Annotated in this window: 1 protein-coding gene; it reads right to left on the bottom strand. The window is 71.3% G+C overall.

Features of this window, described 5'->3' with window-relative positions; genetic code table 11:
* Positions 1-3: 3 nt before the first annotated feature.
* On the bottom strand, positions 4-26,979 hold the full coding sequence (locus EMA09_RS15535) for a hypothetical protein (protein ID WP_129841625.1): 26,976 nt from the start codon (positions 26,977-26,979) through the stop codon (positions 4-6).
* Positions 26,980-27,000 lie beyond the last annotated feature (21 nt).

Below are 27,000 nucleotides of genomic sequence, written 5' to 3'. Positions count from 1 at the left end.
CCCTCACGACGAACTGCCCGTCCGGGTGGTCACCACGTTCCCCAACGTAGGGACGTAGTGAGTCGTCCCCACCTCGTTGCCGTCCGCGTCGACCACGTGCAACCTTGCGGCGCCATCGGACGGCACCCGCAGGAACCTGCCCGCCAGCGGCCCTTCCTCGATCGGCTGGTCCCGGTACCTGTGGCTGCCCTGCGTCGGACCGGCAGTGCCCTCCGGTACGGACTCGGGTCCCTCCTCTCGTGCCGGTGGTGCACCCGGCGAATCGGGCAGTCCGGACACCTCCGGCGACGCGGGTGCGGCGGGTGTCTCCGTCGCCGTCCTCGTCACCGGCGTACCGTCGGCGCGCACCGTGAACGGCTCCACGCCCGGCACAGCCACAAGGAACTCGTCAGGCGCCCCGAGTTCGCCGTCGAGCAGCCGCACCGCGTCGGGCAGGGCTATGCCCTGCGGGTCCGTCACGAAGGGGTGACCGTGCACCGGCAGCACAAGCACCGTGCCCTCGGGCGCACCGGCCACCGGCCGCATGCGTGCGAGGAGTTCGCCCTGGCTCGTGAACGCTTCGCCAAGTCCGTCACGCGAGACGACGAACGACCCGTCCGGCGCCCACGCCACCACCGGACCGTCACCCGGCGCCGGAACGAACGTCTGCGCCCCACCGGGACCACCCATCGTGTGCCGGCCGAGGAACGTCCCCTCACGCCCCCACACCCACAACCGGCCATCCAACAACACCGTGATCACCGACTCGGTGACCCGCACCACCGCGGCATCCACCCGGTCATTCCCACGGAAGAACGTGGCGCCCTCATCCGTGACCTCGACCCGCAACCCCAGGTCCCCACCGCCCGGACCACGCAACCCCACCGACTCGCCCGGCACGATCCCCGTCACCGGGTACCCCCAGAACGACTGCGACCCCACAGGCGACGCGGACGACGGAACGGGTGCGGAAGTATCTTCCGGCTCGGCTCCCCGCGCGGCCACCAGGCCCCGGTCCGCCGGGCTCAGCGCACGGATCTCGTCCGGCCGCAACGCACCCATCGCCGGGACGTCCCCACCACCCGGCAACAACTCACCCGTCGCCCCGTCGAACCGCTCCACCATGCCATCAGCACTACGCAGCAGGAACGTCCCGTCCGGCGACCACCGCACCACACTGTCCACCAGCACCGCGCCATCCATACCGCGCGGCAACGGATACACCCCACCCCCCGACCCCGGCGACACCACCACATCAGGACGACCCTCACCACGCCCCGACAACACCACCACCGGCCGCGACAACACACCATCGACATCGACCAGGAAACGCCGCCCACCAGCCGTCACCAGGAGCTGATCCGACCCCACCCACCGGAACGACCAATCAGCACCCTCCGCCCACCGCAACGGCGCACCCGCCAGCGGCCCGGACGCCGGCACCACCTCCCACGACACCAGCGCACCCGACGACACATCGAACTCGAACGACGAACGACCCCACGAGAACGACACCACACCGCCGCCCACCACCACATCGCTCACCGGCGCGCCATCACCACGGAAGACCAGCGGCTCACCCCCACCCACCGGAATCGCGAACCGGAACCCGCTCTCCTCCTTGTCCCCGCTGCCCGTCCTGTCCGCGCGCACCAGCGGTTTCCACTCGTGCGAGTGGACACCTATGTCGTCCACGACACCCGTCTTGCCCCCGGCCCGTACCAGGAAGACGTCATCCGCCAGCTCCACGACCTCCGAGCCCGGAACCTCGGCACCGAACCGGTCCACCACCCGCGGAAGAGCACCGTCGAGCGGCGCGAAGAACCGGAAGCCGTCGCCCAGCTCCGCCAGCCGACCCCCGTCGAAATCAGTGACGCCCCCGAGCAGGCGGCCATGGGGGCCGTAAAGGAGCTGCACGGCGTCGGCTGCCGTGTCCACGGGCGTGGCGAGGAAGCCGTGCGCCTCCGGATCGCTCCCCGGACCGCCGGACGGCCTCACGTGATGAGTAAGGACGCCGTCGCCGTCGACCATGCCGTGCCGGCCGTCCACCGACACCAGGAAGTGGCCACCGGCCAGGTCCCGCACCGTGGTGCCCGTCAGCTCTACGCCGTCGGAACCGGCGACATACGGCCTGGACTCCCCCGCGCGGAAGGTGAGAACGGCGTCGTCGCCCAGCAGATCGGCCAGCGGCCCACCATTCGGGACGATCGTCGACGACCGCCACACGCCGTTCGGCCCGAACGCCTGGTGCCCGAACGACTGCTGCAGCGTGAACCCTTCGTCGTCCCGCGTCACCGGGACGTCGCCGCGGATTCCGTCCTCGTACAGCACCGGCGCGCCGTCGACGCCCTCCCGCGGCACCGAGACGAACCTGACACCCGGCACCTCGGCACCGCCGACGGGTGTCCCGTCGATGTCGACGCGGTGGTCGTTGCCCAGGCGGACGACGTCGCGGCTCTCCCGCCCCGAGGTGTCCAGGAAGAACCGGTCGTCGCCCCGCTCGAAGACGAGACCGTCGTCACCGAGTGGGTGAACGTCGACGCGGCCCCGTCCGGCGGGCAGGCTCAGATCGAGAGAGGCGTCGAGCCGCACGACCGGACCCGAGTTCCGTGAGAACTCCACCATGACGTCATCGAACGGACCCGTACCGCGGTGAAGGTGCTCACGCCACCTGCCACCGAGCGTGTACAGCGTCTGGGACAGGCCGTCCTCGCTGATCACCGCCAGGAGACGCGGGTCGGTCACGCCGGTGACGGTCTCGCGGGTGACGCCCTGGCCGGGGCGGAAGACCTCCGGCGCTCCCTCCCCCGACATGTTCTGGATCAGCAGCGCGCCGGTGGGCTGCCCCGCCCGGTCCCGGAGCCGCACGATATCGACATTGGTCCAGTTCCCCGCCCCGTCCAGGACACCAGGAGCGGCACCCTCCTGCTCCACCAGATGACGACCCGGCCCCAGCCCCGTCACGGTGGACCCCGGAACCTCGACACCATCCCGGACCAGCACCGGAACCCCATCGACGAACCCGATCCCGCCCTCCGGCCGAGGACCCGTGAGCAGACCGGAACGACTGCCGACGGAGCGACCGCTGTGGTGGTCGTAGACGGACACCGCGGCGCTGTCCCGGAAGCGGATCTCGACGGCGATCCGCCGTCCGCCGAAGGTCTCGGCCACCGTGCTGGACAGGAGCCGGCCGTTCCGGTAGGCCGCCGCGCCGCCTTCGCTCTCCGGCGCCCTGACGATCATGAGGTCCGTGGGATTCCCGCTACTGCCGACGACGTTCAGCACAGGCAGGCGGGCGCCCTCGCTGTTGACCACCAGTTCGTTGCCGCGTCCCCGCAACAAGAACCGCTCGTCGCCCAGGTCGGTCGTGGTGATGCCGGGAAGCGGTCCGTCGCCGTTCTCGAGTCGGGGGATCCCCTGCGGTGGCCGGACGACATGGAAGTCGCCGACTCCGTACACCGAGTACCCGGTGCCGACCCAGCCGCCCTGGGCGTCATGGACATGAACGAGAGCGCCGGGGCCGTTCCCCTGCCGCACGAAGATCCGCTCCGTGTGTACGGCCACGGCCTGCGAGCTGATGACCGTGGTCATACGGCCGTCGAGCAGCAAGGAACTGCCGAACTGCCCCTGTGGAGGCACAGCCACCGCTTGGCCCGTCGGTCTGCCGTCAGGACCGCGCAGTTGCAGGATGTCGTGCGTGCGGTGGGCCTGGTAGCCACGGATGTGTGCTCCGTCGGGGCCGAGCACCACGGTCCCGTACACGTCGAGCTGCCAGGCGTCGACATCGTCCAGCTTGCTGCCGTGCGCGTCGACGACGCTCGGGCGTATGCCGCGATCGTGCGGGACGCGCAGGACGTTGCCCGCGAGCGGCCCTTGCTCGATCGGCCAGTCGTCGTGCCCGGGTCCGCCCTGCGTCGGGCCGGCGGTGTTCTCCGGTACGGACTCCGGGCCTCCCTCACGGGACAGCGGGGGTGCGGGCACCCCGAGCAGCCCGCTTTCCACCGTCACCGTCTGCGAACGGCCGCCGTGCGCGGAACGCAGCAGCCACCCACCGTCCGGCAACGGTTCGACGCCGCCCCGCACGCTGCCGGCCCGGTCCACCAGCGTGGCGACCCCGTCCACCATCACCACATGCGAACCGTCCGCGAGCCGCGCGACATCCGAGGACACCAGTTCCCCGGACGCCTCCCGCACCAGCAGCGCATCACCACCGCCCACCGGCCGGACGATCACCGTCCGCGACAGATCCCCCGTACCCTCCACAGCCAGCGCCGTGTGCGTCACCACACCCGCGCCGCCCACCACCACGCCCCGGCCACTCGGCAACACCACCAACGTGCCGGCGTCACCGTCCCACCGCGAGACGAACGTGCCCCCGCCCACCGGCGCCACCACCGACGGCACACCATCGGACGGGAACCGCACATCCGACACCCACGACCCAGTACCACCGTGCCGCCCGAAGAACGACACCACATCCCCGACCCGAACCGTCACCACCGACTCGGAAACCCACACCTCATCCCCGAACGACTCACCCCCACGCTGCGCAACCACACCCCCGCCCGTCGCCACCACAGTGATGTGCTCACCACCACGACCAGCAAGCCCCACCGACTCACCCGGCACGATCCCCGTCACCGGAGCCGCCATGAACGACTGCGACCCCACAGACGACGCGGAACCCGCCCGGACATCCAGCCCCGACATCCCTCGCGCCAGGTACAGATCACGATCCGCCGCGGTCAGCCCGTCGATCTCGCCCGGCCGCAACGCACCCATCGCCGGGACGTCCCCACCACCCGGCAGCAACTCACCCGTCGCCCCGTCGAACCGCTCCACCGAACCATCAGCACCCCGCAGCAGGAACGCCCCGTCCGGCGACCACCGCACCACACTGTCCACCAGCACCGCGCCATCCATACCGCGCGGCAACGGATACACCCCACCCCCCGACCCCGGCGACACCAGCAGACCAGGACGACCCTCACGACCGGTCAGCACCACCACCGGCCGCGACAACACACCATCGACACCTAGCAGAACGTGCCCGGACTCCACCGGAACCAACAGATCGTCCGAGCCCACCCACCGCAACGCCGAGCCGTCACCACTCCCCCACCGCAGCGCCGCACCCGCCAACGGCCCCAGCGCAGGCGACGCCGACCACGACACCAACTCGCCACTCAACGCCCGGAACTCGAACGACGAACGACCCCACGTGAACGACACCACGCCGTCGCCCACATACAGGTCCTCCACGACCGCGCCATCACCACGGAAGACCAGCGGCTCACCCCCTGCCACCGGAATCGCGAATCGGAACCCGCTCTCCTCCCCGCCCACACCGCGCAGCAGGTCCATCAGACCGTGCGAATGGACGCCCAGCCTGTTCACCACACCCGACACGTCCCCGACACGCACCAGGAAGACGCCGTCCGCCAGCTCCACGACCTCCGCGTCCGGAACCTCGGCACCGGCGCGGTCCACCACCTGCGGGCGAGCACCGTCGAACCGCGCCATGAACAGGGAACCGTCACCCAGCTCCGCCAGCGGACCTCCGGTGAACGGATAGGTGATCCCGAGGTGGCGGCGATGGGGGCCGAAGAGGAGGAACGGGAAGTCGGGTGCGGTGTCCACGGGCGTGGCGAGGAAGCCGTGCGCCTCCGGATCGCTCCCCGGGCCGCCGGACGGCCTCACGTGATGAGTGAGGACGCCGTCGCCGTTGACCATGCCGTGCCGGCCGTCCACCGACACCAGGAACCCGCGGCCCACGGGCCACACATCGGCATCGTCCAACGGATCGCCGTCGGGATCGGCGACATACGGCCTGGACTCCCCCCCGCGGAAGGTGAGAATGGCGTCCTCGCCCAGTAGATCGGCCAGCGGTCCCCCGTCGGGGACGACCGTCGACGACATCCACATGCCATCGTTCGGCCGGAAAGTCTGGCGCCAGGAGGACAGCTGCAGCGTGAACCCTTCGCTGCCCCGCGTCACCGGGACGTCGCTGCGGATTCCGTTCTCGTACAGCACCGGCGCGTCATCGACGCCTCCTCCCCTGGGCTCCGTGACGAACCTGACACCCGGTACCTCGGCGCCGCCGACGGGCCGCCCGTCGAGGTCGAAGCGGTGGTCGTTGCCCAGGCGGATGACGTCGCGGCTCTCCCGCCCCGAGGTGTCCAGGAAGAACCGGCGGTTGCCCCGCTCGAAGACGAAACCGTCGTCACCGAGTCGATGGATCAGGACGTCGCCTCGCGCAGGTCTTCCGCTGGGGAGGACCACACCGTCGGGCCGTACGGGCAGCACGGTCGGGTGCCCGTGAGGACCGAATTCCACCGTGATGTCGTCGAACGACCCGCTGCCACGCTGCTGCAGGCGAAGCCACCCGCCCTGCGGCGCGTAAAAGGCCAGGGACAGGCGGTCCTCGCTGGCGACCACGAGGACATTCGGGGTGTTCGCGCTGGTGACGGTCTCGCGGGTGACGCCCTGGCCGGGGCGGAAGACCTCCGGTTGCCCCTCCCCCGACATGGTGTGGATCAGCAGCGCGCCGGTGGGCTGCCCCGCCCGGTCCCGGAGCCGCACGATATCGACATTGGTCCAGTTCCCCGCCCCGTCCAGGACACCAGGAGCGGCACCCTCCTGCTCCACCAGATGGCGACCCGGCCCCAGCTCCGTCACGGTGGACCCCGGAACCTCGACACCATCCCGGACCAGCACCGGAACCCCATCGACGAACCCGATCCCGCCCTCCGGCCGAGGACCCGTGAGCAGACCGGAACGACTGCCGACGATGACGCCGCGGCGGTCGATGGAGATCGTGTGGACGTCCTCCGGGGTACCGCCTTGCAGGATGAACCGCCGTCCGCCGAACGTCTCGGCCACCGGACCGGACGCGCGCAGGCCGTCCACGTAGAGCGCCGGCCCTCCCAAGTCCCTCGGTGCCATGACGGCCGTGAAGACCCTGCTGTCCCCCTCCGGCATGGGAAGGCGCATCGATACGAGAGGGACGCCCCCGCCGGTGACGACCAACTCGATGTCGTCCCCCGCCAGCAGGAACCGTCCGTCGCCCAGGTCGGTCCTGCGGGTACCGGGCAGCGGTCCGTTGCCGTTCTCCAGCCGGGGCACGCCCTGCGGTGACCGGACGACGAGAAGGTTGCTGCGCCCGGGCACCGGGTACCCGGTGCCGACCCGGCCGCCCTGAGCGTCATGGACATGGAAGGGAGCACCGGTGCCGCTCTCCCGCCGTACGAGGATCCGCTGCGCCGAATGGAACACGCTGTCGGTCCTGACGATCCGGGTCATGCTGCCGTCGAGCAGATAAGCGGCGCGGTCATGCCCGGGCAGGGGAACGGCCACGGCCCGGTCGGTCGGTGTGCCGTCCGCGTCGCGCAGCCGCACGACGCTGTGGGTGTGTTCACCTTGCGGGCCGCGGATGAACCTTCCCTCGGGACCGTCCACCACGGTCTCGTCCCGACCCGACCTCAGCGGCCACTCCCGCGTCGGAGCGGCGGCATTCCCCGGTGCGGGTTCCGACCCCTCCCCGCGGGACAGCGGCGCCCCCGGCGTCTCGGGCGACGCGGGTGCCGACGTGCCGTCGGCGGCACCGTTCCGGGTGACAGGCACCCCGAGCTGAACGATCTGGCCCCGGCCGTCCACCACGGCCCCCGCCGTGCCGGGGACGCGGACGGCGAAGGCGTCGTCGCCGAACGGCTCGGCGTTGTGGCCGCGCCAGCCCTCCCGAGTCCTGAACTCGACGTAAGGCATGGTTCGTTCAGGATCGAAGGTGATGCGGACCCGCACCGGGGGCTCGCCCAGGGACAGGTCGGTTCCGTGGCGGATCGGGCGCCCGGCCATGTCGTACGTGGTGAACGCCCCTCCGTCCGATCGCACGGTGACGGAGCCGTCGTTGCCCAGGGCCGGCCGACCGCTCAGCGGGGTGCCGTCGGTGCTGACGAGCAAGGGACGACCACCGCCCGGCGCGACGAACAGTGTGCTGGTGGCCCGCCCCGCGTCGTCGAGCAGCGGCAGGACGTCCCCGGTCGGGATGCCCTGCCCGTCGACGAGCACCGGCCGGAGGTCCGGGGCCTGGACCAGCAGGTGCCCGCCCGTCAGCTCGTGGACGGTCGAGCCGAGGACCGTGTGCCCGTCCCCGTCCACCAGATCGGGCACACGACGACCGCCGGAGGAGTCCAGACGATGGCCGTGCATCGCACCCTCGACACGGCCAGGACCGGAATGGACCAGCCTGTCGACCTGGTACACGTCGAGGACACCGTCGCGCTCCACAAGCACCCGGCGGCCCCCGAAGGACACCATGGGCCGATCGGGCAGGGCGTACAGCACATCGTCACCCTGGAACAGCCGTGGCGGGGCGTCCTGGGCCAGGAGGAGGTACTGCCCGTCCGGAGCGCCCGTCGCGTCCCTGAACCGCCGGACCTCCGACGCCTCGCCCGACGCGTCGACAGCCCTCACGCTGTTCCGCCGCTCGACCAGGAAGCCGGCCCCCGCGAGTTCGCGGACGGTGTAGACGCTCTGCTCCCGGCCCGCGGAGTCGACGCGTGGCAGGGTGCCGTCCGTGAAGTGCTGGATGGCGTACTCCCACCCGCGAGGGCGGATGTCCGTCCGGTACAGCACTCCCTGGCTGTCGTACCGGCGGACGACGCCGTAATACCCCTCGGGCTGCACCGAGATGCCGTTGGCGTCGCGGACCGCGAACCCGGGCAGCGACGTCCCGTCCGCGGCGACCGGCCGGCCGTTCTGACTGCCGGCCGGCCAGACGATGAACTCCGCCGGCGGGCGACCGCGTTCGGCCGTCAGCCCGGTGACACGGACACCGTCCGCGCTGTTCGCCGGGACGTCCAGGCGCTGGAAGTCGGCGGTGTACCAGGCGGGGGCGCTCCGCCGGTCGACGGGGACGGCGTAGAAGTGCCCGGCGCCCTCGTCGACGGGCACGGCGATGTGGGTGTGCGTCCCCTGGGGACCGATCAGTACCGCGCCCCGGCCCGGTGCCTCGACGGCGAAGCCGGTGTCGCCCAGGTCGTGGACCCGCGGTGCCGGTATGCCCGGGGTGTCGTCAGTGACGAGGGCGACGGGACGGCCGCCCGTGACCGGAACCACCAGCACGTCGTCGCCGACCGGGACGGTCGGCACCCGCCGCCCCTCGCCGTCGGTGACGAACGGACGCCCACCGGCCGGGGAGACGAGCGTGTATCCGTCAAGACCCGGCACACCCCGCATGCGGGCGACGAGTTCGCCGCGGCTCGTGAACGCCTCGCCCAGTCCGTCACGCGAGACGACGAACGACCCGTCCGGCGCCCACGCCACCACCGGACCGTCACCCGGCGCCGGAACGAACGTCTGAGCCCCACCGGGACCACCCGTGACATGCCGGCCGAGGAACGTCCCCTCACGCCCCCACACCCACAACCGGCCGTCCAGCAGCACCGTGATCACCGACTCGGTGACCCGCACCTCCGCCGCCGCGTCATGCACACCGTTCCGGAATAGGAACGCCCCCTGGTCCGTGACCGTCACACGGATCCCCGTCTCACCGCCCTGCGGACCCCGCAGCACGACCGACTCACCCGGCACGATCCCCGTCACCGGAGCCGCCATGAACGACTGCGACCCCACAGGCGACGCGGAACCCGCCCGGACATCCAGCCCCGACATCCCTCGCGCCAGGTACAGATCACGATCCGCCGCGGTCAGCCCGTCGATCTCGCCCGGCCGCAACGCACCCATCGCCGGGACGTCCCCACCACCCGGCAGCAACTCACCCGTCGCCCCGTCGAACCGCTCCACCGAACCATCAGCACCCCGCAGCAGGAACGCCCCGTCCGGCGACCACCGCACCACACTGTCCACCAGCACCGCGCCATCCATACCGCGCGGCAACGGATACACCCCACCCCCCGACCCCGGCGACACCAGCAGACCAGGACGACCCTCACCACGCCCCGACAACACCACCACGGGGCGGGCCATGGCCGACTCCGCGTCGACGAGGAACCGCCGCCCGCCGGACCCCACCAACACCTGATCAGGACCCACCCAGTCGGCCGGCGACGACGCGCCGCTCCCCCAGCGCAGCTCCACCCCGGCGAGAGGACCGAACGGCGACACCGCCGACCACGACGTCAGCACACCAGTCGACGCATCGAACTCGAACGACGCCCGACCCCACCTGAACGACACGACACCGCCGTCCACCCCCGAGCCGTCCACCACCGCGCCATCACCACGGAAGACCAGCGGCTCGCCCCCTGCCACCGGAGACGCGAGATAGAAGCCGTTCTCCGTCCGGCCGTCCGGGCGCAGCAGCGGCGTCACCTCGTGCGAACGGATGTCGATGCCGTTCACGAGATTCATCTCGCCCCCGGACCGGTCCAGGAAGACATCGGGGGCCAGCTCGACGCGTTGGGGTTCCGGATCGGTGTCGTTGTCCCGGATCACGAACCGGTAGGTGGTGTCGTCCGGCGGGTCCGGGGTCGTGGGCCGGTCCTCCGCTTCCGGTCGGGGCGCGGTCAGGCCGCTGTTCCCGCCGTCCGCCGGATCGAGGACGGCCCCGTCCCGCCCGTAGAGCACCACGTCGTCGCCGTCGCCCACACGGACGAGGCCGTTCTCCGCCACGACAGGAGCGGGCAGCGGAGCACCTTCCCGGGTCCTCAGGTACCCGGGACCGTCACCGTTCACCGGAACGAACGCCACGCCCCGGTCGGCCTCATCCACCGCGTCGAGGAGGACGGCCGTGTGGGTCTGCACGCCGTCGGCGTTGACAGCAATGCCGCGCCCGCCGGGAAGGAGGACTCCGACGCTCCCGTCCGGAAGGATCCGGATGTGGATGTCGAACAAGATGCTGTTCGGCGTGTTGATGAACGGTGCCCGGCCGTTGTGGAAGACGTACAGCGTGTCTCCCGTTGCCAGCGGCACAGCGTGGCCGACCGGAGTGCCCGACGCGTCGTGGACACGCGGAACATCGCCCAGTTCGGCTGAGAACCCATCGGGACCGGCCGGCCGAACAGTGCGGAAAAGCCGACTGCCGTCGTCCGTGAAGAGGACCGCGTTCCCGTTTCCGCGCAGCGGTGCGATGACGAACCTGTCCGTCTCCCGCCCGTTCTCGTCCCGCAGCCGGATCAGGTCGTGGGTGTGGTTCCCGTCGGCGTCCGCCACCATCGGCCGGTGCCCGGGCGCCGTGACCAGATAGCCATGATCACCGAGCGGCCTCACCCGCGAACCGGCCACCTCCCCACCACCGTCACCGACCAGGCGCGGACGGACCGGGTCATCGAGATCGAGACGATTCCCGGACATCGCACCGTCGAGAGACCCCGGCCCGGACTCGATCAACCGGCCCGCGCCGTCGAACACCTCGAAACCATCCGCCCCCTGCACCAGACCCCGCGTATTCCCCAGCACCGCGATGACCCGGTCCGGTGCGGCGGTCAGCCCGGTCGTGGTGCCCTCGAAGACCGTGGGACCACCTGCCGAGTCGGACCCAGGGAAGAAGAGGTAGCGGTCGGTGGGCCGACCCGCGTCGTCCAGGAGACGGGTGAACACGTCGCCGAGAAGTTCTCCGCCGGGCTCCAGGCGCCATGTACCAGTGCTGTCGCGTTGGACGACAACATCGTCGCCGATTTCCGTATCCAGTTCGTCGAACTGCTCCGAAGGGACACGTGACGGTTCGCTCGGCAGGGCGTCGGCCTGCGGGATCGGGTTCGGGAGGCGTTCGAGGTCGCGGCCGAGCAGCACCGGCGCACCACCGTCCACCGGCGTCAGACGCAGGAACCCCGGACCATCGATCACCACGCTCACGTCATAGGAATGGACGCCCCCCGCGCTCAGGACGACCGGCTCACGGCCCGGCACATGCGCCACAGACCCCAGCGGACCCAGACCCGTGACGAACGAACCCTCGACCCGCTGCCACCGCCCGTCCTCCATCCGCACGACGTAGGCAAGATCCCCCTCACCGGAACGGAACAGCGACGCCTCACCCCCCGGCAGCGCATGCACAGTGCCCAGCGACTCCAGATCCACACTCAGCGGACCACCGAACCGCTCCCACCGCCCGTCCACCACATGCACCGCATACGCAGCCGCATCACCACCAGGAACCAGAAGCCACGCATCATTCCCCGGCAACGGCTGAAGAACACCCAACACACTGCCGTCCGAACCGACCAGCCTGTCGACCCCGCCAACGGTCACCACATGCGAACCGTCCGCCAGCCGCGCGACATCCGAGGACACCAGCTCCCCGGACGCCTCCCGCACCAGCAGCGCATCACCCCCGCCCACCGGCCGGACGATCACCGTCCGCGACAGCGCCCCCGTACCCTCCACAGCCAGCGCCGTGTGCGTCACCACACCCGCGCCGCCCACCACCACGCCCCGGCCACTCGGCAGCGTGACCAGCGTCCCGGCGTCCCCGTCCCACCGCGAAACGAACGTGCCCCCGCCCACCGGCGCCACCACCGACGGCACACCATCGGACGGGAACCGCACATCCGACACCCACGACCCAGTACCACCGTGCCGCCCGAAGAACGACACCACATCCCCGACCCGAACCGTCACCACCGACTCGGAAACCCACACCTCATCCCCGAACGAATCCCCCCCACGCTGCGCAACCACACCCCCATCCGCCACCACCACAGTGATGTGCTCACCACCACGACCAACAAGCCCCACCGACTCGCCCGGCACAATCCCCGTCACCGGAGCCGCCATGAGCGACTGCGACCCCACAGGCGACGCGGAACCCGCCCGGACATCCAGCCCCGACATCCCTCGCGCCAGGTACAGATCACGATCCGCCGCGGTCAGCCCGTCGATCTCGCCCGGCCGCAACGCACCCATCGCCGGGACGTCCCCACCACCCGGCAGCAACTCACCCGTCGCCCCGTCGAACCGCTCCACCGAACCATCAGCACCCCGCAGCAGGAACGCCCCGTCCGGCGACCACCGCACCACACTGTCCACCAGCACCGCGCCATCCATACCGCGCGGCAACGGATACACCCCACCGTCCCGCGAAGGCACCACCAACAGATCCGGACGCTCCTCACGACCGGTCAGCACCACCACCGGCCGCGACAACACACCATCGACATCGACCAGGAAACGCCGCCCACCAGCCGTCACCAGGAGCTGATCCGACCCCACCCACCGGAACGACCAATCAGCACCCTCCGCCCACCGCAGCGCCGCACCCGCCAGCGGCCCGGACGCCGGCACCACCGACCACGACACCAACGCACCCGACGACACATCGAACTCGAACGACGAACGACCCCACGAGAACGACACCACACCGCCGTCCACCACCACATCGCTCACCGGCGCGCCATCACCACGGAAGACCAGCGGCTCACCCCCACCCACCGGAGCCACGCGGAAGAAACCGCTCTCCTCCCCGTTCTCACCGCCCCGACGAGCATTGAGCAACGCCCCCGGGCGCTGCTCGGTGATCGTGCCCGTGGCATCGATCACGCCACGCCGACTGCCCACCGTCAGCAGGAAGTTGCCGTCGGGCAGTTCCAGCGTGCTGGAGTCGAGCACCGGGCTGCCGCCCGGTCGCATGACCTCCGGGGTGCTGTCTCCCGCGCGGAAGACCAGTACAGCGTTGTCGCCGAGCAGCTCGGCCAGCGGGCCGCCGTTCGGGACGAGCGTGGACGACTGCCAGGCACCGTCCGGCCGGAACGTCTGGTAGCCGGTGGCGAACGGTTCCCCGGCTGCGGCGCCGCGCTCCGGTGTCCGGCGCCCGAAGGTCGTCGGCACGGTGAAGAAGCCGTTGTCCAGCGTCACGGGCGCCTCGCTGCGGACACCGTCCTCGTAGAGCGTCAGCCCGCCCGGGGCACCCTCTCTCGGCCGCGTGACGAACCGGTCGCGCGCGATGACGGTGCCGCCATCGGCCCCCGGGCGGACGACAGCACGGTCGTCGCCGGCCAGGCGCACGATGCCGCGGCTCTCCCGGCCCGAGCGGTCCAGGAAGAACAGGTCGCCGTCCCACTCGAAGGCCCAGCCGTCGCCACCGAGCGGGTGGGCGGTGACCCCGGGCGAGGTGATGGCCTGCCCGGCGTTCGGCCCGTGCAGGGGGAAGGTCACGTTGATCCCGCCACGCATCGCGCTGCTCCAGAAGTGCTCGAGCAGGTCGCCCCGGATCGAGTGGACGTCTATCGTCCAGCCGTCCGCGCTGCGGACCATCAGATGGCTCGGGTCGGTGCCGCGGGCGACGGTCTCCCGGGTGATGCCCTGGCCCGGGCGGTAGACCTCCATCTGTCCCGAGCCCGAGAGGTCGTGGATCAGCATGGCGCCGGTGCGTCGGCCCGCCGTGTCGCGCAGCGGCACGATGTCGACGTTGCGCCACCCACCCTGGGCGTCCAGGATGCCGGGCGCGGCGCCGGGCTCCCGGATCAGGTCGCGGCCCGGCCCCAGCGCCGTCACCCTGGACTCCGGAACCGGTGCGCCGTCCCGGACCAGCACCCGGTTCCCATCGATGGTCATGATGGTGCCCACGGGCCGCGGACCGGTGGGCGCGGACTGCTGGACGCCCACGGTGCGGCCGTCCCCTTCGTGGAACGTGGTCCTCGGGCTGTCCGGCGAAAGGTTCTCCAGCCCCTCCGGCCGAGGGAGATCCGTGGGGCCGGCCGCTTGGGCCAATGGCTCCGGAGCTGTGTCGTCAAGGGAACGGCCCGTGAAGTCGTACTGCAGGAACGGACCCGTGCCGTGCGGTTCGAGACGGACGCCCCAGGGAACCACGGTCGTGGTGAACGGCAGACGCTGCCCGTCCGCCCCGAAAGCGGGGTACTCCCCGTTCCTGCTCAGGACGTAGGCGTCCGCGCCGTCCACATTCCCGAACCTGACCGCGTCGTCCACGATCTCCGCGTCGGCGTTCACCACGGCCGGGGGGGCGTCCTGCGCCCGCACGAGGTACTGGTCGCCCATGCCGTCCAGCTCCACCACCCGCGAGCCGAGCACTTCGTCGGTGGTCCCCGCCCGCACCAGCCGCGGGTTGCCCGGGACACTCAGGTCCAATGCGTTGCCGCGCAGCGCGGCGTCCGCCGGCCTGGGATCCGTGCTCAACAGGTCGCCGCGAGCGCCGTGGACCCGGACCCCGTCCGCGCCCGAGAGCACATACGCGGCACCGTCGAAGACCGGCCTGCCGGTCATCGACTGCGGGACGCCGTCGAGATCCCGGACCACTCCCGCCTCGAGGTCCAGGATGTGCCCCGTGAACCGGCCGGTGCTGTTCAGGAGGGGCACGAAAGCGTCGTCCAGGGGGTCGCCCCCCGCCGAGACGACCACCGGGCGCAGGCCCTCCGCCGTCAGCAGGTAGGTGTCCTCGGCGATGGCGACCGCCGACGGATCGACGAGCGGCCGCTCCGCCGTGCCCGTCAACCGGGGGACACCACCGTCGCCGGGGACGAACAGTTCGGCCCCCACGAAGTCATGATCGCCCCACACCTGGACGGGGACGGCCAACTCCTCGCCGGTGTACCGGTCGATGACCACCGGATCCGAGTCGCCGTTCGGCCACAGCACCAGGGCACGGTCGCCCAGGTCTGCATCCGTTGCAGCCCTGCCCACCGCACGCCCCGTGTCCGGATCGACAACGACGAAGACGTCACCGTCGCCGGCTCCCGCACCCAGATCGAGACGGAGCAGGACCATGCCGTCGGGCACACCGTCCGTCTCGGGGGTGGTGGGCACCACGTTCCCGGATTCCCGCTCGATGACCAGGTTCTCACCGTCGCTGTCCCTCGGGTGGACGACGAGGACGCCGCCGCCGAACTCGTCGACCGTGGCGTTCCGCACCCCACTGTTGTCGAGCAGCAGCCCCTCCCCCGGACCGTACTCCGGGACGAGCGCGAGCGTGCCGTTGCCGTGCTCGGCATGCACCCGCAGCCAGACCCGGTCCACGCCGTCACCGAGATCCGGCACGGGAGGCCGACCGGACACCCGAAGACCGTCCACGCCCACGAAATGAGGCGCCTCCCCACCACCGGGCGACACCACCCACCGATACCCGGTCAGGCCGGGCACGGGGTGGGTGCTGCCCTGCGTCGGGCCGGCGGTGTTCTCCGGTACGGACTCCGGGCCTCCCTCACGGGACAGCGGGGGTGCGGGCACCCCGAGCAGCCCGCTTTCCACCGTCACCGTCTGCGAACGGCCGCCGTGCGCGGAACGCAGCAGCCACCCACCGTCCGGCAACGGTTCGACATCACCCCGCACGCTGCCAGCCCGGTCCACCAGCGTGGCGACCCCGTCCACCATCACCACATGCGAACCATCCGCCAGCCGCGCGACATCCGACGACACCAGTTCCCCGGACGCCTCCCGCACCAGCAGCGCATCACCACCGCCCACCGGCCGGACGATCACCGTCCGCGACAGATCCCCCGTACCCTCCACAGCCAGCGCCGTATGCGTCACCACACCCCCACCGCCCACCACCACGCCCCGGCCACTCGGCAACACCACCAACGTGCCGGCGTCACCGTCCCACCGCGAGACGAACGTGCCCCCACCCACCGGCGCCACCACCGACGGCACACCATCGGACGGCAACCGCACATCCGACACCCACGACCCAGTACCACCGTGCCGCCCGAAGAACGACACCACATCCCCGACCCGAACCGTCACCACCGACTCGGAAACCCACACCTCATCCCCGAACGACTCACCCCCACGCTGCGCAACCACACCCCCATCCGCCACCACCACAGTGATGTGCTCACCACCACGACCAGCAAGCCCCACCGACTCACCCGGCACGATCCCCGTCACCGGAGCCGCCATGAACGACTGCGACCCCGATCCCCCGGTCGACCGGCGCAGCGGAGCGGCGAAGAGGTCGTCCTCGGAATCCGAGTCGGACGGCCGGTCGGCCGTCTGCCCGGATTCCTCGACGCGGACGGGGGTGCCGGACTCCGCGGCCTCGAAGGCGCCCGTCTCCCCGTCGAACCGCTCGATCGCCCCGTCGCCACCGCGCAGCCCCAGAGCGCCGTCCAGCAGCCGCTCCAGCGTCGTGCCGGTGACCGGGACGCCGTCCGTGCCCACCGGCACCGAGTTCAGCGTGCCGTCGCCGCGCGTCAGCGCCAGGACGTCGGGACGTCCGGGCGCACGCCCCGTCAGCAGCGTCGCACGCTCGACCGTCGTGCCGGCGACACCGTTGTCGGCGACGACGCTGACGAGGAAGCGCTGCTCGCCGATGATGACGAGGGTGCGGCCGGGGCCGAGGATCTGCGCCGAGGCGTTCGGAATCCCGTTGCCCGCCCCGTCCGTCACACGGGGCGGCAGCAGCGGCCCGTCCACCCGCACGACAACCGCCGCCGGACCGAGGAGGTCGTCGCTCACCGTCAGCGTGCTGCCCTGGAAACGGCCGCTGCCGGCGCGGAATTGATAGCTCCCCCCGTCCCACGTCAGCGTCACGACCTCGACACCGCCGGCGCCGCGCGTCGTGCTCGCCGTGACATCCACGATCGTGCCGTTCAGATACAGCGCGGCCCCGCTCCGACTTCCCTCGGCGGGGAGGAACGCGTACACACCCGTGGGTTCGGTGAACTGGCCCCGGAGCGGCGTCGCGTCCCACGGGTAGGAGCGCGCGAAGCTCTCCAGAACAGCGCGCCCACCAGGAGTCTCCACGAGGTACAACTCGCGCGTGCCCCCAAGCGGCGTGACGGGAAGCTCCTCGCCCCCGGCACCGTGCACCGGCACCACACGCGGCGCCTGGCCGCGGGTGAACCAGACGTCGTACCCGTGCAGCAGCCCCCCGCTCGGGCGCACGCCGGCACCGGTGCTGTTACCGATCAGGTCGTACGTGCTGATCCGGTCGCCATCGATGACCGTGATGCCGGCGGGCGACAGCTCGACGCTCTCGCCCGTCCGCCGCAGGTCCGTGGGACGGAAGGCCAGTATCGGGCCTTCACCGCCCACGGGCACGGCGATCAACCGCTCGATGGTGTCGTGCCGGATGAGCAGCACCATGTCGTGCGTGATCTCGCTCTCGGCGGTGGCGAGAACGGGCCTGAACCGGGGGGCGGTGACGAGATACAGACCGTCGCCCACCGGTTCGGCCTGCGACCCCCGCACCTCATCGCCGGTTTCGCGGACCACGAGTCTCGGGCGATCCGGGACGGTGGTGTCGATGACGCGATCCACCGTGACGGCGTTCGGGCCGACGCGAGGACCGTTGCCGGTCAGATACCGTCCCGTCCCATCGACGTAGGTGGTGCCGAAGCGGGTGTTCCGCGTGATGAGGTTGCCGTTGAACCGGACCATGGCGGTGCCGTCCACCAGCGCGCCAGTCGTCCTGTACTCCGGCGCGGATCCCCGGCCGCTCAGCGGGACGGCGTAGAAGTGGCCGGTCGGGGTGCCGTCGAAGACCTCGTGGACGGGCCGGTGGGTGTACGTGCCCGAGGCGTCGAGGACCATCCCGTCGTGACCGCGGGTGACGAGATAGCCGCCACCTTCCAGCCGGATCGGGGGAGTGCCGGTGATCGGCTCCCCGTCCGGCGTCATCAGGTACGGGTCGCCCCGGTCCAGTCCGGGATCCACCAGGCGGTTGCCGTCGAGCGGGCCGCCATTGATGGTGTGCACGACCCCGGCGGGACCGGTCCCGGGCTCGCCGGCGACGAGCCGGCCGGCGAAGTCGATCTCCAGAGTCGCACCGGTGAAGCGATGTTCGAGACGGAAGCCCTGGGGAAGCGCCGTCAGGTAGAACGGGAGAAGCTGCCCGTCCGCCCCGTAGGCGCGCGCCACGTCATCGAAGCCCCACGCGAGGTAGATCTCCCCGCCCGCGCCGTCGTCCGCCCTGAACGCGACGCCGGAGAGCACTCCCGTGTCGTCGACCACGATCGGCGACGCGTCCGGCGCCCGGACAAGGAACAGGCCTCCGCGCGTGCCCTCCAGTTCGCGCACCACGAAGTCGTCCACCGCTGTGTCCGACCGGATGAGCCGGGGATTGCCCGCGACAGGGAGTTCCAGGCCACCGACATCGTCCGTGAAGGGGACGGCCGGCCGGGGACCGTCACTCAGCAGAACCCCCCGGCCGTCGTGAACCCGGACGGCGTCGTCCCCCACGACCACGAACATGGACCCGTCGAAGGCCGCATAGCCGCCGATCGGCAGGGTCTCACCCTCGATGTCGTGCACCCGGTACTGGTCGATGTCCAGATACCGGCCCGTGAACCGGCCGGTCTCGTCAAGGAGCGGCAGGAATCCATCACTCACCCCGTGCCGGTCGACGATCACCGGAAGACGGTCCGCGGCCTCCAACAGGTAGTGCGTGCCCTCGATGGTGGTGACGGACGGGTTGACCAACGTGTCGTCGCCATGGGGCAGCAGCGTGGGGCGCCCGCCGTCGCCCGGGATGTGCAGCGTGAAGCCGGCGAAGTCGTGCCCGCCCCGGAGTGCGACAGAGGCGTCACCCACCGGACCGTCACCGGCAGCGCTTTCCTGCGACTCGTCGGCAGACCTCCACCCGGCATCATCCGCCTCGTCGAGGCCACGGATGAAGTCGGTGTCCACCTCACCGAAGAGGTTGCCCCCACCCTGCGGGGCGGCTGTACCACCCGGGAACATGCCCCTCAGGTCGACAGTGGTCCCGTCCGGCAGTGTGAAGCTCGGGCCGCTCACCTCCTCGGTGCCCGGCTCGGGACTCGGGGAACGGCTCTCCCCCACCGCGTGCGGCGTGGACGCACCACTGCCCGCACCCGCCGCCGGTCCGGCGGCAGACTGAACGTCCTCGGTCCGGACGACCGGCGCGGGCGCGGTGCCGTCGCCGGCCAGGGGACGACCGGCGAAGTCGAACTCCAGGGCCGTACCGGCACCACGCGGACTGAGACGGACCCCCTGGGGGAGCACCGACAGATCGAACGGCAGAAGCTGCCCGTCCGCCCCGTAGGCGCGCTCCACGTCGTCCACTCCCTGTACGAGGTAGATGTCCCCGCCCGCGCCGTCGTCCAGCCTGAACGCGACACCGGCGAAATCACCATCGCTGTCGACCACAGTCGGCCACGCGCCCCGAACCCGGACAAGGAACAGGTCCCCGCGCGTGCCCTCCAGCTCACGCACCACGGAGCCGTCCACCCCGGTGCCCGACCGGACGAGCCTCGGGTCGCCCGGGACACTGAGATCCAGACGCTCGACACCTCCGTCGAGGGAGACGGCCGGTCCGGGTCCGGCACTCAACGGCAGCCCCCGGCCATCGAGGACCTGGATGCCGTCGTCGCTCATGATCAGGAACCTGGACCGGTCGAAGGTGCCCATGCCGAACACCCCGCCCAGCGGCCCCCTGTCGACGTCCCACACCGTGTTGGTGGAGATGTGCAGATACCGGCCCGTGAACCGGCCGGTCTCATCCAGGAACGGCAGGTGTGCACCACCCACCCCCTCCGGGCCGACGATCACCGGAAGACGGTCCGCGGCCTCCAACAGGTAAGGACCGTCGGGCCGGAGAGCGGTGACCAGCGGATCGCGCAACGAACCGGAGCCCGATCCGCCGGTCAGCAGACTGGGCCGGCCGTCATCGCCCGGGATGTGCAGCGTGAAGCCGTCGAAACCAGGGGCGTCCCGCAGCTCGACATCGGTGTCACCCACCGGATCGTCACCGGCACGCCCCAGCTCCGGCTCGTCGTCCATCGCGCCGAGACCAGGGAAGAAGTCATCGTCCCCGCCGCCGGTGTAGTTGAGGTTCAGCCCGCCGAAGAGGTCCTCATCAGTCTGCGGGGAGGCTGTGCGCGGGAACATGCTCCCCAGATAGACAGGGGTACCGTCCGGCAGCGTGAAGCTCGGGCCGTCCACCTCCTCGGTGTCCGGCTCGGGGCTCGGGGAACGGCTCTCCGCCGCCGCGTGCGGCGTGGCCGTGCCACTGCCCGCACCGGCCACCGGGTCGAAGACGAGGCCGTCCTGGCCGTAGTACACCGCGTGTTCGGGGTCGCCCACACGAATGCCCGTTCCACCGTGGAAGACCAGGTCGTACGCGTCCGGGGCGACGACAACCCCGTCGCGGCCGACCGGCAGCACCTCGTCGGGAAGCCGACTGCCGTCGTCCGTGAAGAGGACCGCGTTCCCGTTCCCGCGCAGCGGTGCGATGACGAACCTGTCCGTCTCCCGCCCGTTCTCGTCCCGCAGCCGGATCAGGTCGTGGGTGTGGTTCCCGTCGGCGTCCGCCACCATCGGCCGGTGCCCGGGCGCCGTGACCAGATAGCCATGATCACCGAGCGGCCTCACCCGCGAACCGGCCACCTCCCCACCACCGTCACCGACCAGGCGCGGACGGACCGGGTCATCGAGATCGAGACGATTCCCGGACATCGCACCGTCGAGAGACCCCGGCCCGGACTCGATCAACCGGCCCGCGCCGTCGAACACCTCGAAACCATCCGCCCCCTGCACCAGACCCCGCGTATTCCGCAACGTCTGGGAGACCGCCACTGGTTCGGGAACCAGCATGTCGGTACCGGTGTAGATCGCCGAGGTGCTCGACCGCTCGGGTCCCGGCATCCAGAGGTAACGGTCGGTGCGCTGGCCCGTGTGGTTCCGGAGGGGGACGAACACGTCTCCCTCCTGCCTCCAGTCCGTCAGCATGTGCCACGTGCCGGAGTCGTCGCGTCCGAGGAAGCGGCCGTCGATCTGAAGCTCGCCCGACAGGCCGCGCGGTGTCGAGGTGGGCGGCGCGTCGGCCTGCGGGATCGGGTTCGGGAGGCGTTCGAGGTCGCGGCCGAGCAGCACCGGCGCACCACCGTCCACCGGCGTCAGACGCAGGAACCCCGGACCATCGATCACCACGCTCACGTCATAGGAATGGACGCCCCCCGCGCTCAGGACGACCGGCTCACGGCCCGGCACATGCGCCACAGACCCCAGCGGACCCAGACCCGTGACGAACGAACCCTCGACCCGCTGCCACCGCCCGTCCTCCATCCGCACGACGTAGGCAAGATCCCCCTCACCGGAACGGAACAGCGACGCCTCACCCCCCGGCAGCGCATGCACAGTGCCCAGCGACTCCAGATCCACCCTCAGCGGACCACCGAACCGCTCCCACCGCCCGTCCACCACATGCACCGCATACGCAGCCGCATCACCACCAGGAACCAGAAGCCACGCATCATTCCCCGGCAACGGCTGAAGAACACCCAACACACTGCCGTCCGAACCGACCAGCCTGTCGACCCCGCCAACGGTCACCACATGCGAACCATCCGCCAGCCGCGCGACATCCGACGACACCAGCTCCCCGGACACCTCCCGCACCAGCAGCGCATCACCACCACCCACCGGCCGGACGATCACCGTCCGCGACAGGTCACCGGTGTCGACCACGGCCAGCGCGGTATGCGTCACCACACCCCCGCCGCCCACCACCACGCCCCGGCCACTCGGCAGCGTGACCAGCGTCCCGGCGTCACCGTCCCACCGCGAAACGAACGTGCCCCCACCCACCGGCGCCACCACCGACGGCACACCATCGGACGGCAACCGCACATCCGACACCCACGACCCAGTACCACCACGCCGCCCGAAGAACGACACCACATCCCCGACCCGAACCGTCACCACCGACTCGGAAACCCACACCTCATCCCCGAACGACTCACCCCCACGCTGCGCAACCACACCCCCATCCGCCACCACCACAGTGATGTGCTCACCACCACGACCAACAAGCCCCACCGACTCACCCGGCTCCAGACCGGTGAACACCTGCACCGTGAACGACTGCGACCCCACAGACGACGCCGGGGCGGGTGTCTCGCGGCCCGCGTCGTCCACGTGCAGCTTCGTGCCGCCGGGCAGGTCGACGGTCACGCCGTCGTCCACCCTCGTCACGGGGATGTCGGTCCGCACGCCGTCGGCGTCCCATACCTGCGGGTCGCGGGCCACGGGCCGTACGAGGGTGAGGCCGCCCGGGACGGTCGCCAGCTCGGTCGAGGAGCCGAGCAGTCTGCCGTCCGCCTCGTGATAGGTGATCGTCGTGCCGTCGTGCACGACGACCTGACCGCGCGGAGAGATCCGCACGGTGTGGGGCACCCGGGCGCCGGTGGCCAGGTCGTACACCGCCGGGCTGCCCTGCCCGCTCCCCGGCACGGTCACGACGTGCCCGGTCCTGGCGCCGCTCGCGTCGAGCAGCGCGACCGCGGGGTGCGTGACCGCGCCGTCGTCGCTGAGCACCGCGCGCACGCCGGGGACGGTGACCAGCAGCCCGCCGCCCTCCAGCGGCACGACCGACGTGCCCGGCGCGGGACGGCCGCCCCGCCCGGGAACGGAGGGCGGCCAGCCGCCCTCGGGGACGATCACCCGGTGGCCCGCCAGCGGACCGTCGGACGGTGCGAACAGGCGGGTGACCAGCCTGCCGCCGTCCATGTAGGTGGACGCCACGGAGCCGTGCTGCACGACGAAGAGGCCGTCGCCGGCCATGACGGGGTCGTTTGTGAGCGCTCCGTTCCGGAACACGCCGACGGTCGTGCTGTCGGGCCGGACGAGGAACGCGTCGGTGGCCGTGCGGCCCCGGCCCAGGAGGGGGACGACGCCGTGCTCGACGATCTCGTCGCCGCGCACCAGCACGGGCGGCGTGCCGGGGGCGTTCTCGTCGAAGCGGAGGTGTGTGCCGTCGAACCCGGTGCCGCCGAGGGGGACATGGCGTTCGGCCGTGACCGGCAGATCGCCGCCGGCGGCCGGGGTGAACGTCAGGTGGCGGGTGACGCCTCCCTCCAGCGTCTCGGTGAGGCGGACGGAGTCCCCGTCGATGACGCCGGTGATCCCGTGGTCGGCCCCGGAGACGATCCGCACCCGCTCCGGGACGCCGCCGGCTCCGGTGCGGATCTCCAGCCGGACACCGTCGAGGCCCGGCACGTCGTAGGCGGTGACACCGGCCGGGAGGGGCGAGGGCCGTTCCCCCGGGGCGGGGACGTGCCCGCTGCCGGGCGTCGTCGGTGTCCCGGCCGTGTGCTGGGCAGCGGCCGGGGAGGGGGCCGGCGTTCCGCCCGTCTGCGGCGTGGCGAACGGGTCCACGTGCGACAGTCCGGCGGGGAAGGCACCGCGCTGCAGACCGGCGACGTCGAGGAAGTTCCAGAGGGCCAGGTCCGGGTTGATCCTCCACAGCGGGTGGTCGGCGCCGAGGACGGGGGGTGTGGTGTCGGGCGTGTCCGCGTGCTGGGTACCGCCCGTGGAAGCGGCCTGGGTCCCGCTGTGCTGCACGGCGGGGGGCGGGGGAGGGGCCATGCCCCCGGCCGGGGGCGGGGCACCGCGCGACACCCCGAGCGCGCCGAGGGCGTTCCAGGCGGCCAGGTCCGGGTTGAACGACCACAGCGGGTGGTCGGCTTCCAGTGCGGGGGGCGCCGGGGTGCGCAGGGCGTCCGCCTTGTGGGCCGGGGGCGTGCCCTCGCCCTCGGGCCGCAGGGGCGGGGGCGAGGTCTCGCCGGGCTGCACGGGTCCCAGCGGGTTCTTGGCCGGGGCGGTGACGGGGTTGAGTTCGTTGGCCCGCACGGCGTCCGTCAGGGACGTCTCGACCGCCGGGGGGCGCGGGAAGTTGCTGCCGATCGTGCCGATCTTCATCGGCTCGACTCCGGCGATGCGCAGGTTGATGTCGCCCCGGTAGCTGGTGGCGCCGGCCCAGTCGGGGACCGCGCCCGTGCCGCGACCGTGCTGGGCGACGTTGTTCCCCGACCCGACCGTCGACATGTCGACGCCGTGCGTGTAGCCCGGGCCGAGCGTGATGGCGAGGGCGGAGTCCCCGGTGTTGATCTCCATCCGGTTGGCGGACGTCGACGTGACGCTGAGGACGTCGCGGACACCGGTGTTCAGGTAGTCCCCGGTCCTGCTCGCGGGACTGACCGGCGGCGCGTGGTTGAGCAGCCCCTCCCGGACGGCCTCCCGGTACGTCGGCAGGTCCGCGGTCGACGCGCGGAACGCGCCGATGGCGTCGAGCGTGGCGGGCGCCTTGCCGAGGGCGACGCTGTTCTCGGAGAACAGCATCCGCAGCGTCGGCCCCTTCCCCAGATTGACGTCCAGGGCGACCGTGTCGGCGGCCACCTTGGCGGTCGGGATCTCGGGCAGCTTGGACAGGTGGACGGTCGAGATCTCGCCGAGGACCGGCATGCCGGCCACGGAGACGTCGAAGCTCCTGCCGCCCGACGTCACGATCTGGATCTCGTCGCCCGTCCTGACGACGGTGATCGGGGCGAACCCCTGCGCGTCGATCGTGGCGGTGACCTGCTGGCCGACGGCGGGCGACATGAATGAACCGCCGAGCTCCGCGTGGGAGCCCGAGGGCAGCACCGGCAACGCGACGGCGGTGGTCTGGCCGTTCCCGGCGGGCATGTGGGCGACGACCGTGGGCGACGGCACGGATTGCAGGGCGGCGTGGGCACCGAGGTTGCCGAGGTCGTCCGGGCTGAGGCGCGTCACGGCGGCGGCGAGGGAGGTGTCGGTGAAGCCGGCGCGGAACGGCAGGTCCGCGAACTGCACCTCGATGACCGGCACCTGGGACGGCGGCGTCGAGCCGAGGCCGGACGGCGTCAGCCCGTGTACCGCCGCCGAGGCGGCGCCGGTGCCGCCGTCCCCCGTCAGACCGGCCAGCACGAAAGCGGGGGGGCCGCCGACCATCTTCCGGAAGTGCGGCAGGAACAGGTGCCCGATGGAGCCGATCGCTTCCGGGGTCTTGTACGCGGCCGGCTGGTACCGGTTGAACCTGGACGCCTTCAGGCCCGATACGCCGTTGATCGTCTTGAAGGCGCGGATGTCGACCGGGACGCCTCGTTCGAAGATGGCGCCCGCGCGGAACTGGTTGAGCACGCCGCGGTTCCACACGCCCATCCGCAGGGCGCTCATCGCGCTCCTGAAGGAGGTGATGACGGCGATCTCCTGCACGTTCAGGGGCAGTACGAGGGCCAGCGGCCCCCAGCCCCTGAAGTGCTGACCCGCGTAGTGGGTCATCTGGCCGATGAAGCCCTTGGAGCCGCCCATGAGGTTCCAGGCACCTCTGAGTGCCCGGCCGATGGCCGCGGCCGGGACGTAGCCGAGCGTGAAGCCGGCGAGCCCCATGACGCCGCCGTCCGCCCATACCGCGCCGAGCGCACCCTTGCTGACGACTGCGGCGTTGACGCCCGTCTTCAAGACACCGGTGGCGAAGTTGACGGTGGAGACCCCTGCGCCGAGCGCGCCCCTGCCGATGTTCGTCATGAGCTGCGTGAAGGTGAGGGTCTTGAGGGCCTCCAGGCCGGACTTCGCACCCGCCGTGGCGGAGGCGATCGCGGACTTGATCGAGTTGGCGGCCCAGTTGCCGAGGCTCCTGATCGGGATGCCGCGGGTGGTCGGGATGAGCATGCCGAGGAGGGAGAGGATGAGCGTGCCGGCGTTGCCCCTGCCGTGGGCGAACTCGATGAGTTCGTGGACGAACATCACGGCGTTGGCCAGGAGACCGGCGATGGCGATCGGGCCGCCGAAGATGAGGCCGAGGCCCATGAGGGCGATCGACAGCCACATGAACGTCTTCCAGAACTCGGCGCACTCGTCGACCGGCGACGAGATGGCGAACGAGGCGTCCTCGAAAACCTTGGCCATCGTGTCGGCGGCGGCCCTCAGCGAGTCCGCGGCGGCCTCGGCCTTGGCCTTCTGCGTCTCGATCTCCGGGTCGTCCTCCTCGAGACCCTGGACGGCGGTGAGCGCCGCGTCGGCGTCGAGCTGCGCCTTCTCCACGGCGTCGACGTAGACCGAAAGTCCCTCGTGCACCGCCTCGTGGGCTTCGCGGAAAGTCTTGACGAAGTCGCGCAGCCGCTTGTCGATCGTCTCGCGCATCGCGTTGGCGGTCTCGCCCACGAACTGCGAACTGTCGTCGCTCAGCAGCTCGCCGAGGCGGTCGTCGATGTTCTGGGCGACGCGGAGGAGCTGCCACTGGGACGCCATGAGTTCCCGCAGCCGTTCGGGATCGCCGGGCGTGGGGTCACGGTCCAGGCCGAGAGGGTCCCAGTCCCCGTCACGCGACATCGCCGGGCACCTCCCTTCCTC

It is taken from the genome of Streptomyces sp. RFCAC02 (assembly GCF_004193175.1).
Taxonomy (GTDB): Bacteria; Actinomycetota; Actinomycetes; order Streptomycetales; family Streptomycetaceae; genus Streptomyces.
This window is presented reverse-complemented; position numbering and strand designations above follow the sequence as displayed.

Coding starts and splice junctions, on each gene's coding strand:
- EMA09_RS15535 (WP_129841625.1), bottom strand. CDS start 26,979: ATGTCGCGTGACGGGGACTGGGACCCTCTCGGCCTGGACCGTGACCCC.